The sequence below is a fragment of the Brevibacterium sp. HMSC07C04 genome, assembly GCF_001815905.1.
In the GTDB taxonomy this organism is placed as follows: domain Bacteria; phylum Actinomycetota; class Actinomycetes; order Actinomycetales; family Brevibacteriaceae; genus Brevibacterium.
The window spans coordinates 139,907-164,124 of sequence record NZ_KV823280.1 but is presented as its reverse complement, the minus strand read 5'-3'; the positions used below and the strand labels follow the sequence as shown (position 1 = coordinate 164,124).

Here is a 24,218-nt window from a genome sequence, read left to right as displayed (position 1 = left end):
GGGCCTCGGGTTTCCCGAGGCCCGCCCTTATATCAGGCTGCTGTTGACTGAGCCCGTCGATCAGGCGTCGGCAGCTTCGCGCTTGCGCCTGCCGACCAGCACGGCTGCGGTGCCAGCTGCCAACAGGCCTGCTGCGATTGCAGCTGCTGCGCCGATCTCCGTACCTGTGCGGGGGAGCGCACCGTCGCCGCTGTTCGAGCTGGTGCCCGCTGCAGCGGGTGTTTCCGATGCCTCGTCATCCGAAGCCGGTGAGGAATCGTCGTCCTCACGCTGCTCGTTCCGCGGTGCCTCGCTGTTTGACTGTTCGTCTTCGCGGGGTTCCTCTGCCGGTTTCTCGGAATCGCTGCCCTCCGGCTGCTTGGTGGGCTTATCAGAGGGGTCTTCGCTCGATTCCTTCATAAGGTCGAACGAAATGTTGGCTACGTCGGTGTTGTCGATGTAGTCCCCGCGCACGGGGTCGGTGCCTTTCACGTAATTGCCGACGCTGTCAGCACCAGCGCCCTGGGTGAAGAACGGAACCAGGTGATTGGTGTGCTCTGGGGAGTTCCAGCTGTCGACGGGGAGGGCGCCCTTCTCACCAGTCATCGGCGCCCACTGTTTGGTGTCCGCCTTGTCTGCTTCCGAAGGCGACGGTGCCGCTGCCGCAGGAACACCGAAAGCAGCAGGGGCAGCAGGATTCTCTTCAGTGGCGCTGTCGTCAGATGTGCTGTCATCGGTCGCACCCTCACTGGGCGTGCCCTCACCGGCAGCTTCTTCGTCGGTGGAGCTGTTCACAGCACCGTTGAGGTAGCCGGTTTCGTGATCCGCGGTCACAATCAGGAGGGTTTCCTCCCAACTGGAGTTCTTTTCAACCCAGTCGGTGACGGCTTCCACGGACTTGTTGAAGTCGTCCATTTCTTCCAGGTTGCCGACGGTGGCGTTGCCGTGGCCGGCCCAGTCGATTGCACCTCCTTCGATCATGGTGAAGAAGCCGTCTTCGTCCTGCGACAGGACGTTCAAAGCGGCCTTTGTCATGTTCTCCAGCGATACGACGTCGTTCTTCTTTGCCTCGCCCGGCAGAGGTGCGTCGCCGGTGATCGGCTGACCGTCAACGCGACCGTTGTTGGTGTTTCGCGGTTCGGCTGCAGCCAGGCTGGATCGGTTGAACTGGAGTGTTTCGGCGACGGGAGCGAGGCCGAACAGGCGTTCGGGAACGTTTTCTCCGCGGGCAATGGCGTCAATGCCGTTTGAATCCTCGACGAATGTGCGTCCCGAACCGTCCTTTTGAAGGCCGGTGTACTGATCTTCTGTCAGCCAGTCCCACTTTGCTTCGCGCGGCTTGGCGTCATCGTCGAACTTCGGGTGGCCTGCGCCCATGACCACGTCGAGCGAACCGTCGATCATCTGCTGCGCGATTTTGTGGTTGTCTTTGCGGCTGTTGACGTGAGCGCCCCATGCTGCTGGGGTCGCATGGCCGAAAGGCACCGATGACACGACGCCGGTTGCCCGGCCGGTTTCGTGCGCGTGCTCAGCGGCGTTCTTGACGGGGTTCTTCTTTCCGTCGATGCCCAGGTAGCCGTTGTGGGTTTTCTTGCCGGTGGCAAGTGCGGTGCCCGAGGCTGCCGAATCTGTGGGGTTGTTGTTGGCCCAGCCGAAATCGCCCCAGGCGTCTTCGCTCTTGTATTCGGGGGAGTCGAGTGAGGGGTGCTTCATAGAAAGCTGCACGTCGAAGCCCTCGTATACCTGCGACGGTGTTTTTCCGTAGCCGTCCTGCTTGGCTATCTTCTCTCCGGGCTTGCCCTGAATCTGCCAGTTGGTTTTGCCGTTTGTGTAGAGGCTGGAGGCGTCAACGTGGTTGAAGCCCATGCCGTCGCCGATCATGATGATGATGTTGCGCGGTTCGGACTGCGGTTCGGCCATGGCGGGTGCGGCGAAGCCCGTGGAGCCGGCCACAGTGCAGACGACCGCGCCGCCGAGTGCTCTGCGAGCGGTTGATGCGAAGCTCATTGCGTTCCTTCAAGTTGTAGTTGCCTGTCTCTACAACCTCATCGAAGGGGCTTGACCGCGGGCTATCTGCGAAGCGAGCGTGAAGTTAACTTCGCGTCAATTCGCCACTGTGAACGGCGGACTTCCACATTAGAGTCTCGCGGTTTTGAATCTCAGGCTTCGGCGGCTGTGCGTTTGCGCCGACCGGCGAACACCGCCGCGGCACCGGTGGTCAGCAGACCGCCGGCAACAGCGGCCGCAACTGTGAGTTCAGTTGTCGTCTGCGGAAGTGAGCTTCCGCCGCCGTCGTAGACAGCGCGAATGCTCTCGACATCCGGTGGGCTGCCAAAGTGCTGAGGGACGGCTGCCTTTGATTCCGTCGTCGAGGCGCCGCCTGCCATGATCTGTTCCGTCTGGTCTGGTGCCGCTGAAGCCGGTGCGGCACCAGACACAGCCAGGGCGGTAAGGACAGCCGTGCCGATCGCGAAGCGGCCGACAGTGCTCGCGAAGCTCATGCTGTGCTCCTCAGAAGATTGTTCATCGGACCTATTGCACGCGCAAAGAGTGGCTGGATGCTGGCCGGTGGTTGGCCCGGCGGCAAGCCCGAGGTGAACGCACGGACAATACCGTGCGTTCACCTCGGGCGTGGTGCGGTCAAGAGGGCTGCCTGAGTCCGTCTTCAGCCCAGAAGATTGAATCCAGCGACTGTCAGAACCCCAAACAGGATGCCCCACACGGCAATCGAAATGATCTGCCATACGGCAACAACATTGCGCGAAGCGCCAAAGGAAACCATTGCCATTGATGTGATCTGACTGGGCAGGACCGTCTGCCCGAGCAGGCTGACGCCGGGAACGCCCCAGCGGTCGAACATTTTGCGCAGACGCTGTGTGCTGCGTTTGGGTTCGCGTTTGGCAAAGCGGCGACGCAGACTGTGTGCGCCGAAAACCAGAACGAGCATTGACACTGTGTTGCCGATGACTGCGGAAGTCACCGCGACAACAGGGTGGACGCCAGCGATGATGCCCACAGCGGATCCGCCGTAGGATTCAACGAAAGGCAGTGCGGCAATGAGCATGACTCCGGCCCATCGGGCCCATTCGGGCAGTGACTGCGTGAAGTTCTGAAGTGCTTCGATCATGGTTCCTCCGCGATTGGTACACCGTGCTAGTTCAGTGTACTGGCACAGCGTGCTAGGTTGTCAACAGAAAAACGGACACCAGTTTCTCAGCCAGGTGGGGGTCTAAGTGGCTGATAGGCGCGAACAGATTCTCGAGGCAGCACTGCAGTTGGCGCATGAAAGCGGGCCAGGTGCGCTCAGCGTGCGTGCGGTTGCCGAACGAGCGGGGATTGGGGCGAGCACTCTTCGCTACTACTTTCCAGCGCAGAGTGATCTTGCGTTTGCTGTATCGGAGCGTCTCATGCAGCGCACCATCCCCGACCTCAATATCGAAGACTCGTCACTGCCGCCACAGCAGCGGCTCACGGAGTGCGCGATGCAGTTCCTGCCGCCGAGCGCTGACGAGGTTTCGCATCTGGTCAGCGCCTGGGCGGAGCAGGTGGGCCGGGGCTTTGGACTCAAAGCTGACGAAGCTCCGAGGCGACTTCTGGAGCGGCTCTACCGGCTCGGCATCGGCCGCTTCGAAACATGGCTGGGTGCCCTCGCTGCCGAGGGCCATGTCGCTGAAGAAGATATCGACGGCTTTGCCTCTTTGCTGGCTGGTGCCTGCGACGGCTTCATGCTGCAGCTGGCCGCGGGCGAGGTTGACCTTGAGCAGGTGCGCACGCGCCTGGAAAAGCTGTGCACTCTGATTGTGCACGGTGAGCAGTGAGGGTCCGCATGGCAAATCCACCGGTCACGCTGCCGTGAAATCGGCGATGGTTGAGCCATGACAACGATTGACCATTTCCTCTCCAACGAAAACGGCAAAGGCTCTTTCAGCGCCGCCATCGAACCAGTCCTCAGGATCAAACCGGGAACTGGTGAAACCATCGGCTTTGAAACTGACGACGAGGTCTACGACCAGCTGTACGAAGGCAAAACCCTCGACCAGATCACAGTACAGATCAACCCCGTCACCGGACCGGTCTACGTCGAAGGCGCAGAGCCGGGGGATACCCTCGCAGTCCACATCCACGACATTGAGCTGACCGAGTTCGGCTACTCGGTGTACCTGCCCGGTGCCGGCGCCCTGGCCGAGCGCATGGGCCAGGACCAGATGGCCCGCCGCATCCCAGTGAAGAACGGCAAGGTGACCCTGCTCGATGGACTGGAAGTCGATGCCCTGCCGATGATCGGCTGCATCGGCACCGCGCCCGCCGAAGGCGAAGGCTCCGTCGTCATGCCCAGCTTCGCAAACGGCGGCAACATGGACCTCACCGATGCCAAGCCCGGCTCAACCGTCTACCTGCCGGTGGACGTGCCCGGTGCGCTCCTGTCGATCGGCGACATCCACGCCATTATGTCCCGCGGTGAATCCAGCTTCGTTGCGATCGAAGCACAGGGCACGGCGATTGTGTCCGTCGACCTCATCAAGGGTGTAAAGCACCGGGCCCCGCGCATCGAAACAGAAGACGAATGGATCTTCATCGGGCTGGGCAGCCCCGTACAGGATTCGATTCAGCGCGGCTATGAAGACGTCTTCGACTTCCTCGTTGAGGACAACGGCTATTCTCGCGAAGACGCCTACGTCGTCATGAGTGCTCTGGTGCACTCAGAGTTGGGCGGACCCACCGGTTCAGAAAACCCTGACCCGCTGCACCCGTTCACCGCAATCGGCGCTGTAGCAGTCCACCGCCTGCCGAAGTCATTGCTCAAGTGAACCCATGGCTGGCCTGGGTCCCTACTCGTGGTGCACTTTGCAGTCGTTGTTTGGACATTCCGGTGCTCAAGCGGTGTGGGCTGACATGTAACCCTCGGCGTGGCGCGCAAAGGGCTAGGCGTTGGAAACGCTGTGAACTGCCTTATCCCTTATGGGCAACGCCCTTCTTCCAATAGCCCATGAACGACACGCACTGGCGTGGGACTCCACGCCCTTGAACGAGCAGGCGCCGCATGGCAGTGACCGCCCCGGATTCTCCGGCAATCCAGTAGTAGACATCGTCTGCTTCGGCGTGCTCGACAGGGGTGAGGTCCTCTCCGCTGCGCGAGAACTGCGGTGTTTCCCATACCATTGCGCTCGCGTCGTCAGCAGGAACATCGAGTTTCAGCTGGTCGCTGGGTTCGTTGCCAGACTGCGCGATGGGTGCAGCTGCTTCGAGTGCGCTGATCAGGAGGTCGCCGTGGTCGGCATTGTCGCTTTCGCGGACGAGCCAGTGGATCCTGACACCAGCAGGAGCGTCGATGCTCTGCTTGTCGGCCTCGGTCGGGACCTCGATGAAGGCTTCCCCTATGGTGCCCTCCGGCCATTCCGAGAGAGTCTTGGCAATGGCCGGCAACGCGGTTTCGTCACCGTACAGCTGCACGGTCTTGCAGTCTCCGGGCGAGAACTCAATACCAGCGCCTGAATCATCGTCGATGCTCGGGGCGATTACGTACAGCTCATCGCCCGGCTTGGCTTCTTCTGCCCAGCGCGAGGCGGGGCCGGAGTGTCCGTGCTCGTCGGTGTGGAGAACGAAGTCGATGTCGAGCTCTGCTCGGTCCTGCGTTCCCTGGTCCGGGTCTTCGGGACGGCGGAAGTCGCGAACGCTGTATGTTCGCATGATTCCGCGCTCGTCTGCCGGCAGGGCCCTTCTGACGTGGATCGCTTCCGGGGACTCAGGCAGATCTGGAAGGCCTGGTGGTCCCGGGAGGATGATCTTGATGCGCAGGTCGCGGGTCACCCGCGCCGGTCCCATCTGGTCGACACCTGTGAACGTCACCCGCTGAAAGTTCGGGGTGATGCGCTCGCTGCGCAGAACGCTGACGCGAAACGGCAGGTACATGGGTGCTCCTTCTATCAGTGGGGTGCGTTGATGTGTGATTGGCGGATGAAGCCGCCAGCGTGGTGGCGGCCGATGGGCATGATCGACGGCAATCCCGATACAGGATCAGCGACGATTGACGCTTCGAGGTCAAAGACTTCCCGCAGCGCTGCATCGGTGATGACATCGTGAGAGCTTCCAGCGCGCTTGACAGTTCCGCTGCGCATTGCGACAAGCTCATCCGAGTACCGGGCTGCGAGGTTGAGGTCATGGAGAACCATGATGATCGTTGTGCCGCGCTGCTGGTTGAGATCTGTCAGCAGGTCGAGCACCTCAAGCTGGTGTTTCAGATCCAGATACGTCGTCGGCTCATCGAGCAGCAGCACATCTGTCTGCTGGGCAAGCGCCATGGCAATCCACACGCGCTGGCGCTGGCCGCCGGACAGCTCGTCGACAGGGCGGTCTGCGAGATCTGCGGTCTTCGTGTCCTCCAGTGCGCGCGCTGTTGCCTCGAAGTCCTCGGCACTCCAGCGGCCGAAGAGTCCCTGGTGAGGTGTTCTTCCGCGCCCGACGAGGTCGAACACCGATATGCCCTCAGGCGCGGTCGGCGTCTGCGGCAGCATCGCAACCCTGCGGGCCAGCTCCTTCGTCCCGAAGTCAGATAGTGTCCGTCTGGCCAGCTTCACAGTCCCGCCACTGGGCTTGATGAGGCGGGCAAGTGTTCGCAGGAGAGTCGACTTGCCGCAGCCGTTGGGGCCGATGATTGATGTGATCCGCCCTGCGGCGAATTCATGGTTCACCGAGTCGACGATGCGGCGATCGCCGTAGCCCGAGCTGAGGTTCTCAGCCGACAGGCTCCAAGCGTCTTCGGGCGACGGGGGTGAGGAGAGCACAGTCATCGTCGATCAGGCCTTTCTGTTTCGGTGTGTCATTTTCGAGTGCGGATGAGCAGGGCAATGAGGAGCGGAGCGCCGAGTGCGCCGGTGACGACGCCGACGGGATAGCGCGTCCCGAACGCGAATTGGCCGATCGCGTCGGCGGTGAGAATGAGTGCCGCACCCACCAGACCGGAAGGAAGGATGAGAGACGTCCCGGCAGGGAAGAGCCGGGATGCAATCGGACCGGCCATGAAAGCCGCGAACGCGATGGGGCCCGCGACGGATGCAGCGGCCGCAAGGACCAGAACTGCGGCCATCAGCAGTGCTGGTCGGAGCATCCGTGAGCGGACGCCCAGAGCTTCGACCGTGTCATCGCCGAATTGCAGCAGTGCTAGGCGATTCGAGCCGAGAACTCCCACACTCAGAGCAGCGGCCGCTGCGATGAGGGCGGGCCAGCCCTGTTCAAAGCTCACGCTGTTGAGAGAACCTGTCAGCCACCGAACCGCCGCCGGAGCATCCCATGCGGCAGCTCGTGACAGAACATAGGACGTCCACGACTGCATCACGGCGCCAACACCGATGCCGATGAGGATGAGTTTCGGTCCCGAACGAGGTCGTGGCACCAACCAGAAGACCGCCGCGGCAACGACAAGCGAGAAGATCAGCGAAGACGCAGATACAGCCGCGGTTCCCCAGTGTAAGAACACGATTGCCGTTGCGCCGGCGGCCGAGGCCGCGCTGGAGATTCCGATGATGTCCGGTGAGGCCAGCTGATTGCGAAGCAGAGTCTGGAACAGTGCGCCCGAGACGCCGAATGCAGCCCCGACGGCCGCGCCGACCGTGGCGCGCGGCAGCCGCAGGTCGCCAACGGCAAACGATGCGCCGGGGACGGTGTGGCCGGTGAGAACGGCCCAGACTTCGCCAGGGGAATAGAACACATCGCCGATCATGAGGCTGCAGAACCACAGGACGAGGACCACTGCTGTAAGAGCCGTCAACCGGACCGCTGCGCTCAAGCGCGCTGACCGGCGAGCAGAGCGCAGACTTTGGGTGATAGCAGCAGTCACAGTCCGCCTCCTTTCGCTCGCCGAGCCAGCCAAATGAACAGAGGTGCCCCCAACAAGGGCGTGATGATGCCGACCGCAATCTCACTGGGTCGGCCGACAACGCGCCCGAGGGTGTCCGCCGCGGTGAGGATTACGGCACCTCCCAGGAACGAGGCTGGAATGAGAAGTCTGTGATCTGTACCCAGAAGCAGGCGCAGGGTGTGGGGAACGATGAGCCCGATGAATCCGACCGGCCCTGCGACCGCGACAGCGGTTCCGCACAGGATCACCGCGCCGATGACGGCAAGCAGTCGGGTTCTGCTCGCTGGTACGCCCAGGCCAGTCGCCGCTTCATCGCCCAAAGCCAGAGCGTTCAGTCCGGGAGCGGACATCCACACGATGACAGCGCCGATTACGAGCAGGGGAGCGGCGGCCGTGAGCGACGACCACTCGGCGCCTCCTACAGAGCCGATCTGCCAGAAGCGGAACCGGTCCATGACGTCTTCCCGCGGAAGTATGACAGCGCTGGTCAGGCTCGACAGGGCAGCGGCGGTCGCAGCTCCCGACAAAGCGAGCTTCAGGGGAGTTGCACCGCCTCGGCCCAGGGACCCGACGGCGTAGACGAAGGCGGCCGCGACGAACGCTCCCACAATGGCGACGGCCATAGTAGGAGCGGGAAGCGACATTCCGGTGAACGCCATAGAAGCTGATACAGCCAGTGCGGCACCCGCGAGTATCCCGAAGATGCCGGGGTCCGCCAGCGGATTGCGGGTGACAGCCTGCAGTGTGGTTCCCGCCGCGGCAAGCGCCGCACCGACGCTCATGGCCAGCGCGGTGCGCGGAATCCTGACCGCCGCGGCTGCCTCGCCGGCAGTTGACGTGCCGCCGGTCAGAGCGCCGAGTGCGTCAGAAGCCGAAATGCTTCGCACTCCGAACATCAGCGAGCACACCGCGGCAGCGGCCACAAGGCCAATGAGCAGGACAATCGCCGTTGCCGACTTGAGGCCGCCTGCTGACGAAGCAAGCGAACTCAGCGGCTTCGCGTCAGCCCTTGAGGCCTTCATTCAGCTGTTCGAAGTAGCGGTCAATGCCCCACGGAATCGACAGCGGCGACGGGTTTGCGGCTGCTCCCACAGGTCCGTTCTCAAGGAATGCGACACGGCCGTCGGCGATTGCGGGGATCTTCGACAGGAGCGGATCGGACTGCATGCTCTTCAACTGCTTTTCGTCGTCTTCCTTGCTGCCTGACGAGTACGACACAACGAGGTCGGCGTCCTTGAACACCTCGGGCTTCTCCGCTGACACCTCGAGCCAGAACTCATCGCTCTTCTCGGATTCGCTCTTGACGTAGTCCGGTGCGGCAAGGCCGTGTTCAGCCAAAAAGCCCATGCGGGGATCTGTTGTTGAGAAGAAGCCGACCTTAGATGAATCCTCGGTACCGCTGAACGACGTGAACAGCACCTTCTTGCCCTTCAGGTCTGGATGCTTGTCGAGAGCGTCGGCAACCTTCTTTTCAGCGTCCTGAACAAGCTTTTCGCCATCGGCCTTTCGTCCCAGGGCCGCAGCGTTCATCTCCGTCATGTCCTTCATCGACGTTCCCCAGGGAATGTCGGGGTAGGCCACAACCGGGGCGATCTTGCTGAGGGTTTCGTAGTCTTCCTTCGTCAGCCCGGAATAGGACGCGAGGATGACATCGGGCTTTGTGTTGGCAACTTCCTCAAACGGGATGCCGTCGGTTTCGTCGAAGAGGACCGGCGCTTCTCCGCCGAGTTCCGAGAGCTTCTCTTCGTTCCACGGCATGATGCCGTTGCCATCATCATCTCCCCACGTGGCCTTCGACATTCCGACCGGCACAATTCCGAGGGCCAACGGGACTTCGTGGTTGGCCCATCCGACCGTCGCCACTCGCTGAGGGTTCTGCTCGACGGTGGTCTTGCCGAATGCGTGCTCGACCGTGACCGGGAATTCGTCAGTGGCCGTGGCGGCCTGTGTTTGGCTGCCGCTGCTGCCGGACTGCTCGGTGCCGCAGGCAGCGAGGGTGAATGCGAGTGAGCCGGCGATTGCCGCTGCTGCGAGAGCTCGCCTGGCGCGAGCGGTGGGGAATGGAGACACAGGGTTGCTCTGTTTCGATCTGGATTAAAGAGACGAAACATTAGGTTAGGCTAACCTCATCTTATAACGCAACAAAACTATGTCGTATGTTCTCCGACAAGGGCTGAAGAGGGGTGTATCAGCTGAACACGACGGTGCGGGTTCCGTCCATGAGCACACGGTGGTCGGCGTGCCAGCGCACCGCCTGAGCCAGAGTCCGCCCCTCAACATTGCGGCCGATGGCGATGAGCTCACCCGGTGACTTGCTGTGGTCGACGCGTACGACGTTCTGTTCGATGATCGGGCCTTCGTCAAGGTCGGCCGTCACATAGTGGGCCGTGGCACCGATGAGCTTTACGCCGCGCGCGTGTGCCTGATGGTAGGGGCGGGCCCCCTTGAATGCAGGCAGGAACGAGTGGTGGATGTTGATGACTCGCCCCGCCAGCCTCTCTGCGAGGTCGTCTGACAGGATCTGCATATAGCGGGCGAGGATGACCAGCTCGATGTCATGTTCCTCGATGAGTTCCAGCAGGCGAGCTTCGGCATTGGCTTTCGTGTCCTTGGTGATCGGGACATGCTCGTAGTCGATGCCGTAGAAGTCGGCGTGCTTCTTCAGGTCCATGTGGTTCGACGCCACGAGCGGCACATCGATGTTGAGCTGGCCCAGGTGGTGATCGAACAGCACTTCGTTGAGGGTCCGCGGGTCTTTTGAACACATGATGAGAGTGCGCACCCTGTCGGCCTTGCGGTGCAGGCCAAGCTCCATGCTGAAGCGCTCCCTGACCGGCGTCATTGCTGCTTCCAGCTGGTCGCGGCTGCACGGTGCGTCGACTTCAACGCGCAGGAAGAATGTTCCGGAGTCCGGCGAGGTGAACTGCTGGGACTCGACAATGTTCCCGCCTAAGCCAACGAGGACCTCCGTGACGGCGTGGACTATGCCCGGTGTATCTGCGCAGGCGACGGTGATGATGAAGCGCTCCATGGCTCTCACTTTGTTTGACGAGATCGGTTAAGGCTATTGAACCAGCAGCCGTCGGCCCGGTGGGAAACCGTACTGGTTTCCCGCCGGGCCGGATCATCTGTTTGAGCTTCGTTCAGCCCTGAACCGATCAGGCGTTCGGGTCTACGAGAATCTTCACGTGCTGCTCATTGTTGTTGATGAGCTGGTCGAAGCCCTTGTCAACCAGTTCCTCAAGCTTGATGCGGGCGGTGATGAACTTCGACAGGTCGAGCTTGCCGTCCTGCACCAGTTTGATGGTGGCAGGGTGGTCGTTCGAGTAGCCGATGGTTCCGCGCAGGTCGATTTCCTTGAGAACCAGGGTCGGCATGTCGACCTCGGGCTTGTGGCCCCAGATGGACACGTTGACGATGACACCGCCGGGACGAACGGCGTCCATGAGCATGTCGAGGACAACCGGGACAGACGAGCATTCAAAGCCCACATCAGCGCCCTTGCCGCCGGTGAGTTCCTTCACCTTGGCTGCGACATCGACTTCGCGGGGGTCGAAGACTTCGTCGGCCACACCGGTGTTGCGGGCCATTTCCTTGCGGGCCTCGGACAGTTCCGAAATGTAGACGGTCAGACCCTCAGCCTTGAGCACAGCTGCCGTCAGCAGGCCGATGGGGCCAGCACCGCCGACAACCGCAACGTCACCGGACTTTGCGTCGGAGCGGACAAAGGCATGGTGGCCCACGGACAGCGGCTCAATGAGAGCAGCTTCGTCCAGCGGAACGTCGCCGATGGGGTGGACCCAGCGCTGCTCAACGACGATCTTTTCGGACAGACCGCCGCCGCGGCCGCCCAGGCCGATGAAGTTCATGTTTTCGGACAGCTGGTATTCCTGACCTTCACCGGTGTCGACATCTTCACCGATGATGTAGGGCTCGACGACGACGTTCTGTCCGACCTCCAGGCCGGTGACGCCCTCACCGAGAGCGGTGATGGTGCCGGAGAATTCGTGGCCCATGGTGACCGGCGCCTCTTCGCCCGAAATGGGGTGCGGGTGGCCCTTCGGCGGGATGAAGATGGGGCCTTCGAGGTATTCGTGGAGGTCCGTGCCGCAGATGCCGCACCACGCGACGTCAATGGCAACGGTGCCGGGCTTCAGCTCGGGTTCGGGGATGTCTTCAATGCGGATGTCTTTACGGTCGTAAAAGCGTGCGGCCTTCATACCACTGCTCCTCATGCACTGTGATGTCTGTGTGTGAGAACAACTGTGAATTCGAGCTTGTGGCCCGATCATCGTCGCTGCCCTCACTTCCAGGGTACTCGGCTGAATTTCATGCCGACAGGGGTGGGGGAGGAGGCCCGAGCACTTCACACCAGGTTGTTCGGCGAATGATTTTGATCACTCAGGAGTCTGTGATGTAACTTACAGAAACAGCTTCTGAGGGGCTGTCGAATCAGCACACATTCGGCCCGCCCCAAACGCCACGCGAAGAAGCTGGCGCTGAAGAAGCAAGCCGGAAGGAAGATATGTTCAGATCAGCTCTCAAACGGTGCACAGCAGCAGCCGCGGCTGCCGCGATGACGGTTCTCGGATCAACCGGAGCCGCACTGCCCGCAGCAGCCCAGTCGACCGAGCAGGCGGCGTCGGAAACGACCATGCGGATTGCCACATCGGGCCTTGTTGACAATTTCAACCCGTTCACTTCGATTTACCTCACGCCGACAGCCATCAATCGCTACGTGTACGAAAACCTCGTGCAGTACGACTCGAAGGATTTCGCTCCGACCGAGGGGCTGGCGGAGAAATGGGACGCCAATGATTCGGGTGACGAATGGACGTTCACCATTCGCGAGGGAATGAAGTGGTCCGACGGCGAGCCGATTTCGGCAGACGACGTTGTCTACACCTACAAACAGATCATGGACGACTCGGCCATGGGTGCGGCCAACGGCTCGCTGGTGGAGAATTTCGAATCGGTCGAAGCCTCTGACGAACACACCGTGGTCATCAAACTCAAGTCGCCGCAGGCGCCGAACCCCGGTGTCGAACTTCCTGTCGTCCCCGAACACGTGTGGTCCAAAAAGAAGGACCCCGCCAAGGACGCCAACGACTCTGAAGTCGTAGGCTCCGGTCCGTACGTCCTGGACAGCTACAAAGCCAACCAGTCGATCACGCTGAAGGCCAATCCGAACTTCTGGAAGGGCAAGCCGAAGATCGACACCATCCAGTACACCTACTACACCAACAGCGACGCCATGGTGCAGGCGCTGCGCGCCGGCGACGTCGACTTCGTGACCGGGCTGACCCCCGAACAGATGTCAGCGCTGGAAAACGCCGACAACATCGAAACCAATGTGGGCGAATCCCGCCGCTTCACAGCTCTTGGCGTCAACCCCGGCTTTGAAACCCCTGAAGGCGAAGCCTACGGAACCGGCAATGAAGCGCTCAAAGACGTCAAGGTCCGCCAGGCTCTGCGCTTGGGCATCGACACAGACACCCTGCGCGAACAGGTCATGAAGGACTACGCGACGGAAGCGACGAGCTTCGTTCCCGAATCCTTTGAAAAATGGCACCTGCCCAAGTCCGACAAGATCGTCTCCCACGATCCCGAAGCGGCCAAGAAGCTGCTCGATGAAGCCGGCTGGAAAGAAGGCTCTGGCGGCATACGCGAAAAGGACGGCAAGAAGCTCTCCCTGCGCCTGCTGACAGATGCCGAAACCCCGACGGAACAGTCCATTGCAGAGTTCATCACGCCGTGGCTGAAAGAAATCGGAGTTGAAATCAAAGCCGAATCCAGCGATTCCGACACGATTTCCGACCGCACGATGAAGGGTGACTTCGACATCTACGTGACCGGCTGGTCGGTTACCCCCGACCCGGAATACCAGCTGTCGATCAACACCTGCGCATCACGTCCGGACGCTGAGGGCAACGGCCCGACCTCGCAGGACGGCTACTGCAGCAAGGAGTTCGACGAACTGTACAAGAAGCAGCACACCGAACTCGACGAAGGCAAACGCCAGGAGTACGTCCACCAGGCCCTCCAGCAGCACTACGACGACGCCCCGCAGATCACCCTGTGGTACCCCAAGCAACTCGAGGCCTACCGCTCCGACCGCTTCGGCGGCTTCACCACGCAGCCCGAAGACGGCGGTGTGATCGGCAACCAGTCCGGCTACTGGGGCTTCCTGACGGCGGCTCCCGCAGACGAAGTCGACGACGGCAAGGGAAGCGGCTCCTCGGCAGGACTGTGGATCGGCATCGGAGCGGTCGTCGTGATTGCCGCTGTGGCAATCCCGCTGATCCTGCGGCGCCGCAGCGCCGACGACCGAGCGTGAGACCACGGGCCACCTAGCCCACAGATTCGAGGCGCCGGACACACGAGTGGTGACCGGCGCCTCGAGCACCGTTAACGCCCTGCCGCAGATCCAAGCAGAGCGTGGAAAGCAGAAACATGTCTGTGAACGCACAAACACAGGCCGAAGAGCAGAAGCTCAAGAGCGGAGCTTCCGGCGGTCCTGACGACACTGACGCGCCCCCGGCGGGCCAGTCCTACCTCAGCTATCTGCTCAGAAAGGTCGGCGGAGCTCTCATCAGCCTCCTCATGGTTGTTGTACTCGGCTTCTTCGCCTTTCGAATCCTGCCGGGCGACCCGGTGCAGAAGATTGCCCGCGAAAGGCAGATGAGCCCCGAACAGATGGCACAGCTGCGCGCTGAATACGGACTTGACAAGCCTGTGCTGGTCCAGTTCTGGGACTACCTGGTGGGAATCTTCACCGGGAACCTGGGGACCAGCTACGTCTACAAGCAGTCAGTCAGCAGCCTCATTGCCGAATACGCGTGGCCGACCCTGCTGCTGACCGGCACCGCAGCGATTCTGGCCATCAGCCTGGGCCTGTGGATGGGGCAGTTGGCCGCCTGGAAGCGCGGATCGCTGTTCGACAAGCTGACAACCTCCACGAGCCTGATCTTCTGGTCCGTGCCGACATTCTGGCTCGCACTTCTGCTCCTCATGGTGTTCTCCGGCAGGCTGCAGTGGCTGCCGACCGGCGGCATGGTCTCACCGGGAATCGAACCGGGTGGTATTGACTATGTGCTCGATGTCGCCAAGCACCTCATCCTCCCGGTCATCACGATGACAGCGGTCGTCTACGCGCAGTACCTCATGGTGATGCGCGCATCACTGCTGGGTGAGATGAGTGCTGACTACCTGACCACCGCCCGCGCCAAGGGGCTGCGCGAAGACGACGTCCGCCTCAAGCACGCCGTCCCCAACGCCCTGCTGCCGACGGTGACGCTGGTTTTCATGCACATCGGCGGCCTGATTGCCGGTGCGCTCACGGTCGAAACCGTGTTCTCGTGGCCCGGGCTGGGGAAGCTGACCTACGAGGCGATATCCGGGCCTGATCTCCCTCTGCTGCAGGGGACCTTCGTCGTCTTCTCAGCTGCCATCATCATCATGAACCTGCTGGCTGACCTCGTGTACCGCCAGCTCGACCCGCGCGTCAGGAGGGCCTGAATGACATCCCGCAACGCCTCCTCTGAACAGCAGACGGCAGCCGATGACGCTGGACAGCGTGCCGCGGTTCCCTCGAGCGCCCGCGCACTCGCGTGGAACCGGCGTGCCGAGGCTGCCAAGAAGAACTGGAAGATCTTCCTGGAAGACCGCGCGGGCATCATCGGTGCGATCGTTCTGCTCTTGGTGATCATCGTGGCCGTGTTCGCCCCGCTCATTGCCGACCGTGCAATGCTCGACGTCACCCAGAACCTCGATAATCCGCGCTACGCACCCCCGAGTGCCGAGCACCCGCTGGGCACAGACAACTACGGTCGCGAACTGTGGGCGCGCCTGGTGTGGGGTGCCAGGGTTTCGCTCATCGTCGGTGTGGCCGCCACCGCGATGTCCATGATCATCGGAACGATCATGGGCATTGCAGCCGGTCACTTCACCGGCTGGGTCGGCGGGCTCATCATGCGGATCATCGACTTCTTCCTCGTGCTGCCCTCGCTGCTGCTGGCAATTGTCCTTTCATCCGTGCTTGAACGCGGTGTCTTCACAATCGTCATTGCGATCGGCGTGACCTCGTGGGCGGGGACAGCGCGCATTGTCCGCGCACAGACGCTGTCGGCCGAATCCCGCCTCTACATTGAGCGGGCAAAGGTCTTAGGCGCCGGTCACTGGCACATCATCACCACGCACCTGCTGCCGGCGGTCATGCCGCTGGTGTTGGCCAACACCACACTGACGGTGGGCAGCGCGATCATCGCCGAATCGACACTCGCCTTCCTTGGCCTGGGCGACACAACACAGCAGTCCTGGGGAACCATTCTGAAAAACGCCATGGATGTTTCGGCAGCAACCTCCGGCTACTGGTGGTTCATCCTCACCCCGGGACTTGCGATCGTCGCGGTGGTCCTCGCCTTTACCCTGGTGGGCCGCGCCATTGAAGCCATTGCCAATCCGACACTCAGGAGCCGCTGATGAGTCCAGCAGAAAAATCTGCCGCTGCATTGGGCAAGGACCTTGTTTTTGACGATGTGTCGATTACGTACTCGTCGAAAACCTCTCGCGGCGACATTCCCGCCGTGTCGAACGTCAGCCTCGAACTGCCGGCTGGCAGCACCCTGGGCATTGCGGGCGAATCCGGTTCGGGTAAGTCCACGCTGATCCTCTCCGTGCTGCGCCTGCTGCCGGACAATGCGACTCTGACTGGACGGGTGCTGCTGGGCGGAACCGATATTGCCGAACTGAACTTCGGCCAGATGCGCGCCGTGCGCTGGTCAGAAGCCGCGATCGTCTTCCAGGGTGCCCTGCACTCGCTCAATCCGGTGCGCGCAGTGGGCAAGCAGATACTCGAAGCGCTCAACCTGCACGTCAAAGACGAATGGCGGTCCGAAGCTGAGCGCAAAGCGCGTGTGGTGAGCCTGCTGGAACAGGTTGACCTCGACGCCCAGATCGCCCAGGCATATCCGCACGAACTGTCCGGTGGCCAGAAGCAGCGGGTCATGATCGCAATGGCGCTGGCGTGCGATCCCGACATCATCATTGCCGACGAACCGACCACGGCACTCGACGTCATCGTCCAGGCGCAGATCCTCACGCGCCTGCGAGAACTCGTCGAGGCTCGCGGAATTTCGCTGCTGATGATTTCGCACGACCTCTCCGTGCTTGCCACGGCGTGTGAGCGGATCGCGATTATGAAGAGCGGGCGAATCGTTGAAATCGGCCCCGCCGAGCAGATCTGCAGCAAGCCGGAGGAGCCCTACACCCAGCAGCTGGCGGATGCGTTCCCCACCATCGGCGACCCTGCGTCAAGGCTCAACCCGATCACCCGCAACCCGGCCCGAGTTGACGTCGAAACTCCCCACACCATGACTGACGAGGTGGTGCTCGAGGCGCGCAGCCTCAACGTCACCTTTAAGGCTCGCGGGCGGTTGACAAAGGCCGTCAACAACGTTGACCTCAAGCTGCACCGCTCTGAGATTCTTGCTGTTGTCGGTCAGTCCGGTTCGGGCAAGACTACGCTTGCGCGCACGCTCTTGGGCCTGCAGCCGCCCGACAGCGGATCAGAGCTTCTGTTCCAGGGCGAGTCCCTGCCGAGCACCAAGCGCGGTCTGCGCAGGTTTCGGCGCGACGTGCAGATGATTCTGCAGGACCCGTCGGGATCGCTGAACCCTTCGCGCTCGGTCTATGAGTCCGTCGCCGAAGGCCTGCGCGTGCAGAAGTTCACCGGTGACGAACGGGCGCGGGTGCGCGAAAGCCTGGAAGCTGCGGAGCTGACCCCCGGGGAGGACTTCTTCGAGCCCATCCCGCAGGAGCTTTCCGGCGGGCAGCGCCAGCGCGTTGTTATTGCCAGCGCGCTGGCACTCGAGCCCGATGTGCTCATTGCCGACGAACCGGTGGCCTCCCTCGACGCTTCGGTGCGCGGCGAGATCCTGTCTCTTTTCCTGGCTTTGAAGAAGAACATCGGGCTGACCGCGCTTGTCATCACCCACGACCTCGGTCTGGCCTGGAACATCGCCGATACGGTTGCGGTCATGTATCGCGGTGAAATCGTTGAGCACGGCCCGGTTGAGGACGTTCTTCTGGACCCCCAGCACGACTACACGCGCAGACTGCTGGCAGCTGTGCCCGGCTTCCGTGCTGAGCGGGCCGCACAGTCGAACACCGCACCGGCACCTGCGGCACAGGTGAGCGCCGCTTCATCAAACACCACCGAAACACCGGAAACAGGAGGCGCCGCCGATGGCTGATCGCAATCCCTTCGCTGAGCAGGCTCCGCTGGCGCCGGGCGATCGAGTGTGGCTCGTAGCCCCCTCGGGGCCGGCTCCCGAAGGCACGGTTGAACCGGCAATCGCAGCGCTTGAACAGTGGGGGCTTAACGTGCAGGTCGGTGAGAACCTCCGCAAAGTCGACGCTCGGGCCTCGTACCTGGCTGGCAGCGACGACGAGCGCCGCCGCGACCTGGTGGAAGCCTGGTGTGATCCTGAAGCGGCGGCGGTCATCGCACTGCGCGGCGGCTATGGAGCCATGCGTCTGCTTGATGAAATCGACTTCGGGCGCATGGCCGACAGCGCTCTGAGGCCCGATGGCCGACCCAAGCTGCTGACGGGCTCCAGCGACATCACCGCCCTGCACCAGGCCTGGGCGCACCACGTGGGAGTGCCCACGCTGTTCTGTCCCATGGTCGGCAATGCTGTTTTCGGTGACAGTGAACGCGTGCGCGCTGACATCAAACGCTGGCTGTTCTCGCCGTGGTCAGATGAGCAGATCCGCCTGGGCAAGTCCGCACAGACTCTCACGGCTGGTGAGTTCACGGGAATCACCTACGGGGGCAATCTCAGTCTGCTCGCTGCCGGGGTCGGCGCACCCGAATTCCAGCCGGGAGCGCCCGATCAGCCGGGCATCCTCTTTCTGGAAGACGTTGACGAGGACGTGTACCGCCTGGACAACCTGCTTCTGCAGCTCAAGCGCATCGGCTGGCTTGAACGCGCCGGTGCGGTGGTCTTGGGTTCGTGGGAGAGCTGCGGTGAAGATGCCGACCGCAGGGCGCTTCTGCGGGAGTACTTCGGTGAGGCGGGGGTGCCGGTCGTGTGGGAGGTTGAACTGGGCCATCACCCGCACGCCGGTTCGATACCCTTGGGCGTGCGCGCCAAGCTGAGCGCACCGGAAGACGGCACAATGCCCACTGTGACGATAGAGCCGAGCGAGGAGTGAAGCCCTAAGCAGCCATGATCACTGACGGTTTTCTGTTCATCAGCCTGCTCATTGCGATAGCCGCGATTCTCGTCTACCTGGACAAAGCCCGCGGGCTTCCGGTTTTCCGGTACGTACCTGGATTCGTCTTTCTCTACCTGATAGCAGCGCTGCTGAACACCGTCGGGGTCTTCGGTGAGTCTGATTCGATCGACGCTGTTGGCGGAGGAGTCAAAGACGCTCTGCTGCCGGCGATGATCATGTTGCTGCTGTTCCAGTGCGATGTCCGAAAGATCATCAAACTGGGACCGAAGCTGCTGCTGACCTACGCTGCGACCGCAGTTTCGATCATGCTGGGATTCATCATCACCTTCGCCGTGTTCAAAGGTGTGCTGGATGCCGAAGCGTGGAAGGGCCTGGCAGCACTCGCGGCTTCGTGGACCGGTGGTTCGGCGAACATGGCTGCCGTGCAGGGCATCCTCAACCCACCGGAGAACATCTTCGGTCACGTGCTCATCGTCGACACCATCGTGTACTCCCTGTGGCTGCTGGTGATGTTTTCGTCCGTCGGCGTATCCGACAAGTTCAACGCGTGGACAAAAGCCGACACCGCGGCCCTGTCTCATGCCGCATCGACCGCTGAAGGCGCCGAGGAAAGCGCATCTGATGCCGACACAATGGACCTCGTGGCACTGTTGCGAGTGCTGGCCATCGGGCTGTTCGGTTCGGCGCTGGCCACCGTGATCGGCGGAAAGCTGCCGGAAATCGGCGTCGTCGTGAACTCGACAACCTGGACCATCCTGATCGTGAGCATCGTGGGTCTGGTGATCGGTTCGACCCGGTACGGGAAGATGGCCGGCGCTTCGGACGTCGCGTACATCATGCTGTACATCATCATCGGCGTCATCGCAGCCGGTTCGGACTTCACATCGCTGTTCGAAGCGCCGATCTACCTGCTCGCAGGACTCATGGTTGTGGCCATCCACATGGTCCTCATGATCATCTACGCCAAACTCACCAAAACGGAGCTGTTCAGCCTGGCTGTCGCTTCGACCGCGAACATCGGCGGTGTGGCGTCCGCCCCCGTCGTCGCCGGTGCCTTCAACCGCGAACTTGTTCCCGTGGGCGTTCTCTTCGCCCTCATCGGGGCATTCGCCGGTACGTTCTTCGGTCTGGCCGCCGGCCAGGTCATGAGCCTCTTCGCATAGTTTTAACGTCGTCTAAACAGCCGGTTGCCAACAGCGCCGGAGAAAGGCAGCACAATGACAGCGGACCTGTTCACACGTCTTGACGGGGTCGAATTCTCAGCACGTGCAATCGACATCGACACGGGCGAAGAGGTATTCAGCCACGAACCCCACCGGGTGCTCTCAACCGCCTCGATCGCCAAAATCTTCCTGCTGCACGCAGCACTGAAGATGAAGAACAACGGCGAACTGCGCCTGGATGAACGGCTGACCCGCAACGCCGCCGAACGCGTCGACGAATCCGGCATCTGGTACCTGTTGGACCAGCCGGACCTCACAATCCACGACGTCGGCATGCTCATCGGAGCGTTCAGCGACAACTTCGCCACAAACGTGCTCATCTCTCGGGTCGGCCTGGACCGCGTGGCCAAGGAAATCGAAGCACTGGGCTACAAAGACTCTGCACTGCACGATTTCCTGCGCTGGCCGCGACCGGCAGGAGCACCCCGTCGTCTGTCATCGGGCACCGCCTATGAACTGAGCGACTACATGGCGCGGCTGTCACGTGACGAACTGTTCGACCCGATGTCTTCTGAAATGCTGCGCCGCTGGCTCGGCGCTGGGGCGGATACGTCGATGGTGGCGTCCTACTTCGAACCCGATCCGCTCGCGCACTACTACTACACGCGCGGCGAATGGATTGTGAACAAGACCGGCACCGACTCCAGCGTTCGGGCCGACACCGGAATCGCGTTCACGCGCGAACGCCGCGTGGCCTACGCTGTCTTCGCCAACTGGGCGGCAGATGAGGACCGAGTGCTCGAAGTCATGCCGATCATGCGCGAAGCCGGCGGTCTCATCAGCGCCCACCTGCACGCCTGACTAACCCCATCCGGACTGAAGAAAGGACCCGCGATGTCGTCTCCACTCATCCCCATTTTCGATGGCCACAATGACCTCCCGTATCTGCTGCGCGAAACCCGCGGCTCATCGGTCACTGATCTCGACCGGCCCGACGAGGTTGTCGAAACCAATATTCCGCAGCTGCGCGACGGCGGTGTCGCCGCACAGTTCTGGTCGGTGTTCGTCGACTCGGCCATCAAGGGCGACGAAGCTGTCCGCTGGACACTCGAGCAGATCGACCTCGTTGACCGCATGATCAGCACCTATCCGGCTGACCTCGCCTGGGCGACAACAGCGGAAGCCATCCGCGCAGCACGAGCTGCCGGGCGCATCGGCGGTCTGCTCGGTGTTGAGGGCGGCAACCAGATCAACGAATCACTTGGTGCCCTGCGCATGTTCGCCAAGCTCGGCGCTCGCTACATGACACTGACGTGGTCGACCACCCACAGCTGGGCAGACTCCGCAACTGACGAGGCGGTGCATGGGGGACTGAGCGACTTCGGCCGGGAAGTGGTCACGGAGATGAACCGGATCGGCATGATCCCGGACCTGTCTCACGTGGCGCCCAGTGTCATGGACCAGGTGCTTGGCATGACCGACCTGCCGGTGCTCTTCACCCACTCAAACGCTATGAGCCTGTGCTCGCACCCGCGCAATGTGCCCGATGACATCATCGACCGGCTGCCGGCAAACGGGGGAGTGCACATGCTGACCTTCGTGCCCTCCTTCGTTTCACAGGACCGATACGAGTGGGTCAAAGACGGCGAAAAGGGCACAGCTCCGGAAGTCACCATCAGCGAAGTCGCCGACCACATCGACTACGTGCGCGAACGCATCGGAATTGATCACGTGGGCATCGGCTCGGACTTCTGCGGAACGGATTCCTTCCCCACCGGGTTGGACAATGCCAGCACCTATCCGGCGCTCATCGACGAACTGCGCTCGCGTTCCTGGTCAGAAGAAGACCTTGAAAAGCTCGGCTTCGACAATGCGCTGCGCGTGCTGGAAGCTCACGACGACCGCTACCGCAGCTTCCTGCGCTCGGGAGAGTGAGCATCGTGGCCCGCATCCTCATAGTCGTCAACGACATCGATTCACAGCCCAGGCGACTGCTCCCACGCCTCATTGACCACCACATCGAGTTTGATCTGCGGATCGGACCGGGACCCGACGGCACTGTCAACGACATTCCAGGCCCGGAAGTGGTCAATGACTATGACGGCTTCGTCTACTTGGGCGGCGGGTACATGCCGGATGAAACCGACCGGGCGCCGTGGCTGGAGCGTGAAGCTGAACTCGTACGCGCCGCGTGGGATGCCGACAAACCGCAGCTGGGCATCTGCTTGGGCGGCCAGCTGCTGGCCCACGTGGCAGGCGGCACGGTGAAGGCCGAAACCGGGGCACCCGAAAAGGGCGCAACCGAAATCACATTCACCTCAGAGGCTGCCGATGACCCCGTGTTCGGCAAGGTGGGGCCGAAAGCCCACTTCATCGAAAGCCACGTGGACCGCATCACCGAGCTGCCGGCCACAGCCCAGCTGCTGGGCAGCAGCGAACTGTGCGAAATCCAGGCTTTCCGCATTGGACGGTCGTGGGGCATGCAATTCCATCCCGAAGCGTCCGCTGACTCGGTGCGCCGTTGGGAAGCAGACGGTCTGGCCAAGCTGGGCTTTGACAAGGACGCTCTTGTTGAACACGCAGACCGCGTTGAAGCAGACAGCGCACGCAATGCGCAGGCGCTGTTCGACGGCTTTGCACGCGAGGTGATTGAGTCAAGCCGCCGCTGAGGCGTACACGCTGAGTTCACCTGTGTGTCTCAGAATGTCGCGAAGCTGGTACAAGTTTCCGGACTCTTGCGACTTCTGTGCGACGAACAGTGCTTTCCGCGTTCGTAGTCTTGAGTCAGCAAGCACGACAGGGCCCACCCGGTCCGCTACCGAAAGGTTTCGCATGCGCACGACAAAAGCACGAACAGTCATCGCCGCTGCGGCCGTGGCTGCATCCCTGGGTCTGACAGGGTGCTCGGTTGACTTCAACACCGGCTCTGACGACAAAAAGGAAACCTCTGAAGAGTCGCAGAAGAACGACAGCTCTGACAGCTCTGACAGCGGTTCCGGTGAAGCGGCGTCCCAGAGCGGTGAAGATTCTGCCGGTGACGATTCGCAGGACTCAGGCAGCGGTTCAGAAGCGGCTGCTTCGGGCGAATCGCTGGGTGAAGCCGAAGTTCCGGTGGAGATTGACGGCGACAAGAATGCCAAGCTCAAGGTTCGCCTGATCAGCGTCAAGCGCAACCAGCAAACGGTAGAAGCTGTCTACGGCTTTACTCTGGAAACCACGATGGACGACCAGAAATCGCTGTTCAGGGTCCGCGGTTCCGGTTTCCGTCCATACGCGGTTGACACGAAGAACTTCAACAAGCACAAGGCTATTGACGAACTCACCGATGTCACAGACACCAAGCTGAACCCGGGCCGAGAGGCACAGGCCAAGGCCGCTTTCGGTGCTCCGCCGGAAGACGTTGACACGATGGACATCTTCCTGTGGGAAGGTGAGCCGCTGGTCAAGGGCGTGAAGATCCAGTGAGCGCCCGCGCCAAGCTCGCAGCCGTCGGCTTGGTCGGAGTCATGGCGTTCGGCGCTGTTCCCGCAGCAGCTGCCGTGAAAGCGGAAATCAACCCGATCAAGGCCGAGATCATCCCGCTGGAAGACAACATCGAGCCGATGGACGACACGCGCGAAGACGCCGGCGAAAAAGTCGTCACGCTGTCCTCGGATGTGCTGTTTGACCTCGGCAAATGGGACCTGTCTGACGGTGCGAAGAAGAAGATCGCCGAACTGGTCAAGAAAGTGCCGCAGAACGCTACCGTCCGGGTTGAAGGGCACACGGACAATCTGCCCTACAAGGAAGGCAACGACGTTCTGTCTAAGCGTCGCGCCGAGGCAGTGTCGAAAGCCATTAAGGAAGCCCGGTCTGACATCAAGACCGAAGTCAAGGGCTTCGGTGACAGCAAGCCGATCGAACCGAATGACAAGGGCGGCAAAGACAATCCGGAAGGTCGCGAGAAGAACCGACGGGTTGAAATCCGCTACGACGGCTGA

The 24,218-nt window shown here is 61.8% G+C and carries 23 protein-coding genes; 13 read left to right on the top strand and 10 right to left on the bottom strand.

Features of this window, described 5'->3' with window-relative positions; all coding sequences use genetic code 11:
- Positions 1-60: 60 nt before the first annotated feature.
- The 3 genes from HMPREF3162_RS09925 to HMPREF3162_RS09915 all read right to left on the bottom strand — a co-directional run bounded on the left by HMPREF3162_RS09925 (position 61) and on the right by HMPREF3162_RS09915 (position 3,106).
- On the bottom strand, positions 61-1,986 hold the full coding sequence (locus HMPREF3162_RS09925) for an alkaline phosphatase (RefSeq protein ID WP_070574024.1): 1,926 nt from the start codon (positions 1,984-1,986) through the stop codon (positions 61-63).
- 152 nt (positions 1,987-2,138) lie between these two features.
- Positions 2,139-2,480 carry an LPXTG cell wall anchor domain-containing protein gene (locus HMPREF3162_RS09920; protein ID WP_070574022.1) on the bottom strand — a complete coding sequence of 114 codons (342 nt, stop codon included), beginning with the start codon at positions 2,478-2,480 and terminating at the stop codon, positions 2,139-2,141.
- 164 nt (positions 2,481-2,644) lie between these two features.
- Positions 2,645-3,106, bottom strand: a complete 462-nt coding sequence (locus HMPREF3162_RS09915) for a hypothetical protein (protein ID WP_070574020.1) — start codon at positions 3,104-3,106, stop codon at positions 2,645-2,647.
- Positions 3,107-3,212: 106 nt separating this feature from the next.
- Between HMPREF3162_RS09915 and HMPREF3162_RS09910 the strand changes: the two genes are divergently transcribed.
- Both HMPREF3162_RS09910 and HMPREF3162_RS09905 read left to right on the top strand, forming a co-directional pair.
- Positions 3,213-3,797: a TetR/AcrR family transcriptional regulator gene (locus HMPREF3162_RS09910; RefSeq protein ID WP_070777701.1), complete on the top strand. Its 585-nt coding sequence runs from the start codon at positions 3,213-3,215 to the stop codon at positions 3,795-3,797.
- Between the two features lie 57 nt (positions 3,798-3,854).
- On the top strand, positions 3,855-4,787 hold the full coding sequence (locus HMPREF3162_RS09905) for an acetamidase/formamidase family protein (protein ID WP_070777700.1): 933 nt from the start codon (positions 3,855-3,857) through the stop codon (positions 4,785-4,787).
- Positions 4,788-4,929: 142 nt separating this feature from the next.
- Here HMPREF3162_RS09905 and HMPREF3162_RS09900 read toward each other — a convergent pair whose 3' ends face one another.
- From HMPREF3162_RS09900 to HMPREF3162_RS09870, 7 genes are all read right to left on the bottom strand, one after another.
- Positions 4,930-5,889, bottom strand: coding sequence for a siderophore-interacting protein (locus tag HMPREF3162_RS09900; RefSeq protein ID WP_070777699.1), 960 nt, complete (start codon positions 5,887-5,889; stop codon positions 4,930-4,932).
- Between the two features lie 14 nt (positions 5,890-5,903).
- A complete protein-coding gene (locus HMPREF3162_RS09895) occupies positions 5,904-6,767 on the bottom strand; it encodes an ABC transporter ATP-binding protein (protein ID WP_070574011.1) in 864 nt (287 codons plus the stop codon).
- Positions 6,768-6,796: 29 nt separating this feature from the next.
- Complete coding sequence (locus HMPREF3162_RS09890; protein WP_256282709.1) at positions 6,797-7,813, bottom strand: FecCD family ABC transporter permease; 1,017 nt, start codon at positions 7,811-7,813, stop codon at positions 6,797-6,799.
- Positions 7,810-8,856, bottom strand: a complete 1,047-nt coding sequence (locus tag HMPREF3162_RS09885) for a FecCD family ABC transporter permease (RefSeq protein ID WP_141759583.1) — start codon at positions 8,854-8,856, stop codon at positions 7,810-7,812. Before HMPREF3162_RS09885 ends, HMPREF3162_RS09890 begins: the two co-directional genes overlap by 4 nt.
- A complete protein-coding gene (locus tag HMPREF3162_RS09880; protein ID WP_070777698.1) occupies positions 8,837-9,904 on the bottom strand; it encodes an iron-siderophore ABC transporter substrate-binding protein in 1,068 nt (355 codons plus the stop codon). Before HMPREF3162_RS09880 ends, HMPREF3162_RS09885 begins: the two co-directional genes overlap by 20 nt.
- A 118-nt stretch (positions 9,905-10,022) precedes the next feature.
- A complete protein-coding gene (gene purU, locus HMPREF3162_RS09875; RefSeq protein ID WP_070574008.1) occupies positions 10,023-10,865 on the bottom strand; it encodes a formyltetrahydrofolate deformylase in 843 nt (280 codons plus the stop codon).
- Positions 10,866-10,992: 127 nt separating this feature from the next.
- The gene (locus tag HMPREF3162_RS09870; protein ID WP_070777697.1) at positions 10,993-12,054 is read right to left on the bottom strand and encodes a 2,3-butanediol dehydrogenase; all 1,062 of its coding nucleotides are present in this window, start codon (positions 12,052-12,054) and stop codon (positions 10,993-10,995) included.
- 305 nt (positions 12,055-12,359) lie between these two features.
- Between HMPREF3162_RS09870 and HMPREF3162_RS09865 the strand changes: the two genes are divergently transcribed.
- From HMPREF3162_RS09865 to HMPREF3162_RS09815, 11 genes are all read left to right on the top strand, one after another.
- Positions 12,360-14,171 carry an ABC transporter substrate-binding protein gene (locus tag HMPREF3162_RS09865; protein ID WP_083318979.1) on the top strand — a complete coding sequence of 604 codons (1,812 nt, stop codon included), beginning with the start codon at positions 12,360-12,362 and terminating at the stop codon, positions 14,169-14,171.
- Positions 14,172-14,287: 116 nt separating this feature from the next.
- The gene (locus HMPREF3162_RS09860; RefSeq protein ID WP_070777696.1) at positions 14,288-15,352 is read left to right on the top strand and encodes an ABC transporter permease; all 1,065 of its coding nucleotides are present in this window, start codon (positions 14,288-14,290) and stop codon (positions 15,350-15,352) included.
- Positions 15,353-16,315, top strand: coding sequence for an ABC transporter permease (locus tag HMPREF3162_RS09855; protein WP_176745891.1), 963 nt, complete (start codon positions 15,353-15,355; stop codon positions 16,313-16,315). It begins immediately after the preceding gene.
- Complete coding sequence (locus HMPREF3162_RS09850) at positions 16,315-18,087, top strand: ABC transporter ATP-binding protein (RefSeq protein ID WP_070574001.1); 1,773 nt, start codon at positions 16,315-16,317, stop codon at positions 18,085-18,087. The genes HMPREF3162_RS09855 and HMPREF3162_RS09850 overlap by 1 nt, the downstream gene beginning before the upstream one ends.
- On the top strand, positions 18,080-19,051 hold the full coding sequence (locus HMPREF3162_RS09845) for a S66 peptidase family protein (protein ID WP_070777695.1): 972 nt from the start codon (positions 18,080-18,082) through the stop codon (positions 19,049-19,051). The genes HMPREF3162_RS09850 and HMPREF3162_RS09845 overlap by 8 nt, the downstream gene beginning before the upstream one ends.
- Positions 19,052-19,065: 14 nt before the next feature.
- Positions 19,066-20,238, top strand: a complete 1,173-nt coding sequence (locus HMPREF3162_RS09840; RefSeq protein WP_070777694.1) for a DUF819 family protein — start codon at positions 19,066-19,068, stop codon at positions 20,236-20,238.
- Positions 20,239-20,292: 54 nt separating this feature from the next.
- A complete protein-coding gene (locus HMPREF3162_RS09835) occupies positions 20,293-21,099 on the top strand; it encodes a serine hydrolase (protein WP_070777693.1) in 807 nt (268 codons plus the stop codon).
- Between the two features lie 33 nt (positions 21,100-21,132).
- Entirely contained in the window at positions 21,133-22,173 is a 1,041-nt protein-coding gene (locus tag HMPREF3162_RS09830) for a dipeptidase (protein ID WP_070573992.1), read from the top strand.
- Positions 22,170-22,907 carry a type 1 glutamine amidotransferase gene (locus HMPREF3162_RS09825; protein ID WP_083304114.1) on the top strand — a complete coding sequence of 246 codons (738 nt, stop codon included), beginning with the start codon at positions 22,170-22,172 and terminating at the stop codon, positions 22,905-22,907. Before HMPREF3162_RS09830 ends, HMPREF3162_RS09825 begins: the two co-directional genes overlap by 4 nt.
- A 163-nt stretch (positions 22,908-23,070) precedes the next feature.
- Positions 23,071-23,703 carry a hypothetical protein gene (locus HMPREF3162_RS09820; protein ID WP_070573990.1) on the top strand — a complete coding sequence of 211 codons (633 nt, stop codon included), beginning with the start codon at positions 23,071-23,073 and terminating at the stop codon, positions 23,701-23,703.
- Positions 23,700-24,218: an OmpA family protein gene (locus HMPREF3162_RS09815; RefSeq protein ID WP_070573987.1), complete on the top strand. Its 519-nt coding sequence runs from the start codon at positions 23,700-23,702 to the stop codon at positions 24,216-24,218. The genes HMPREF3162_RS09820 and HMPREF3162_RS09815 overlap by 4 nt, the downstream gene beginning before the upstream one ends.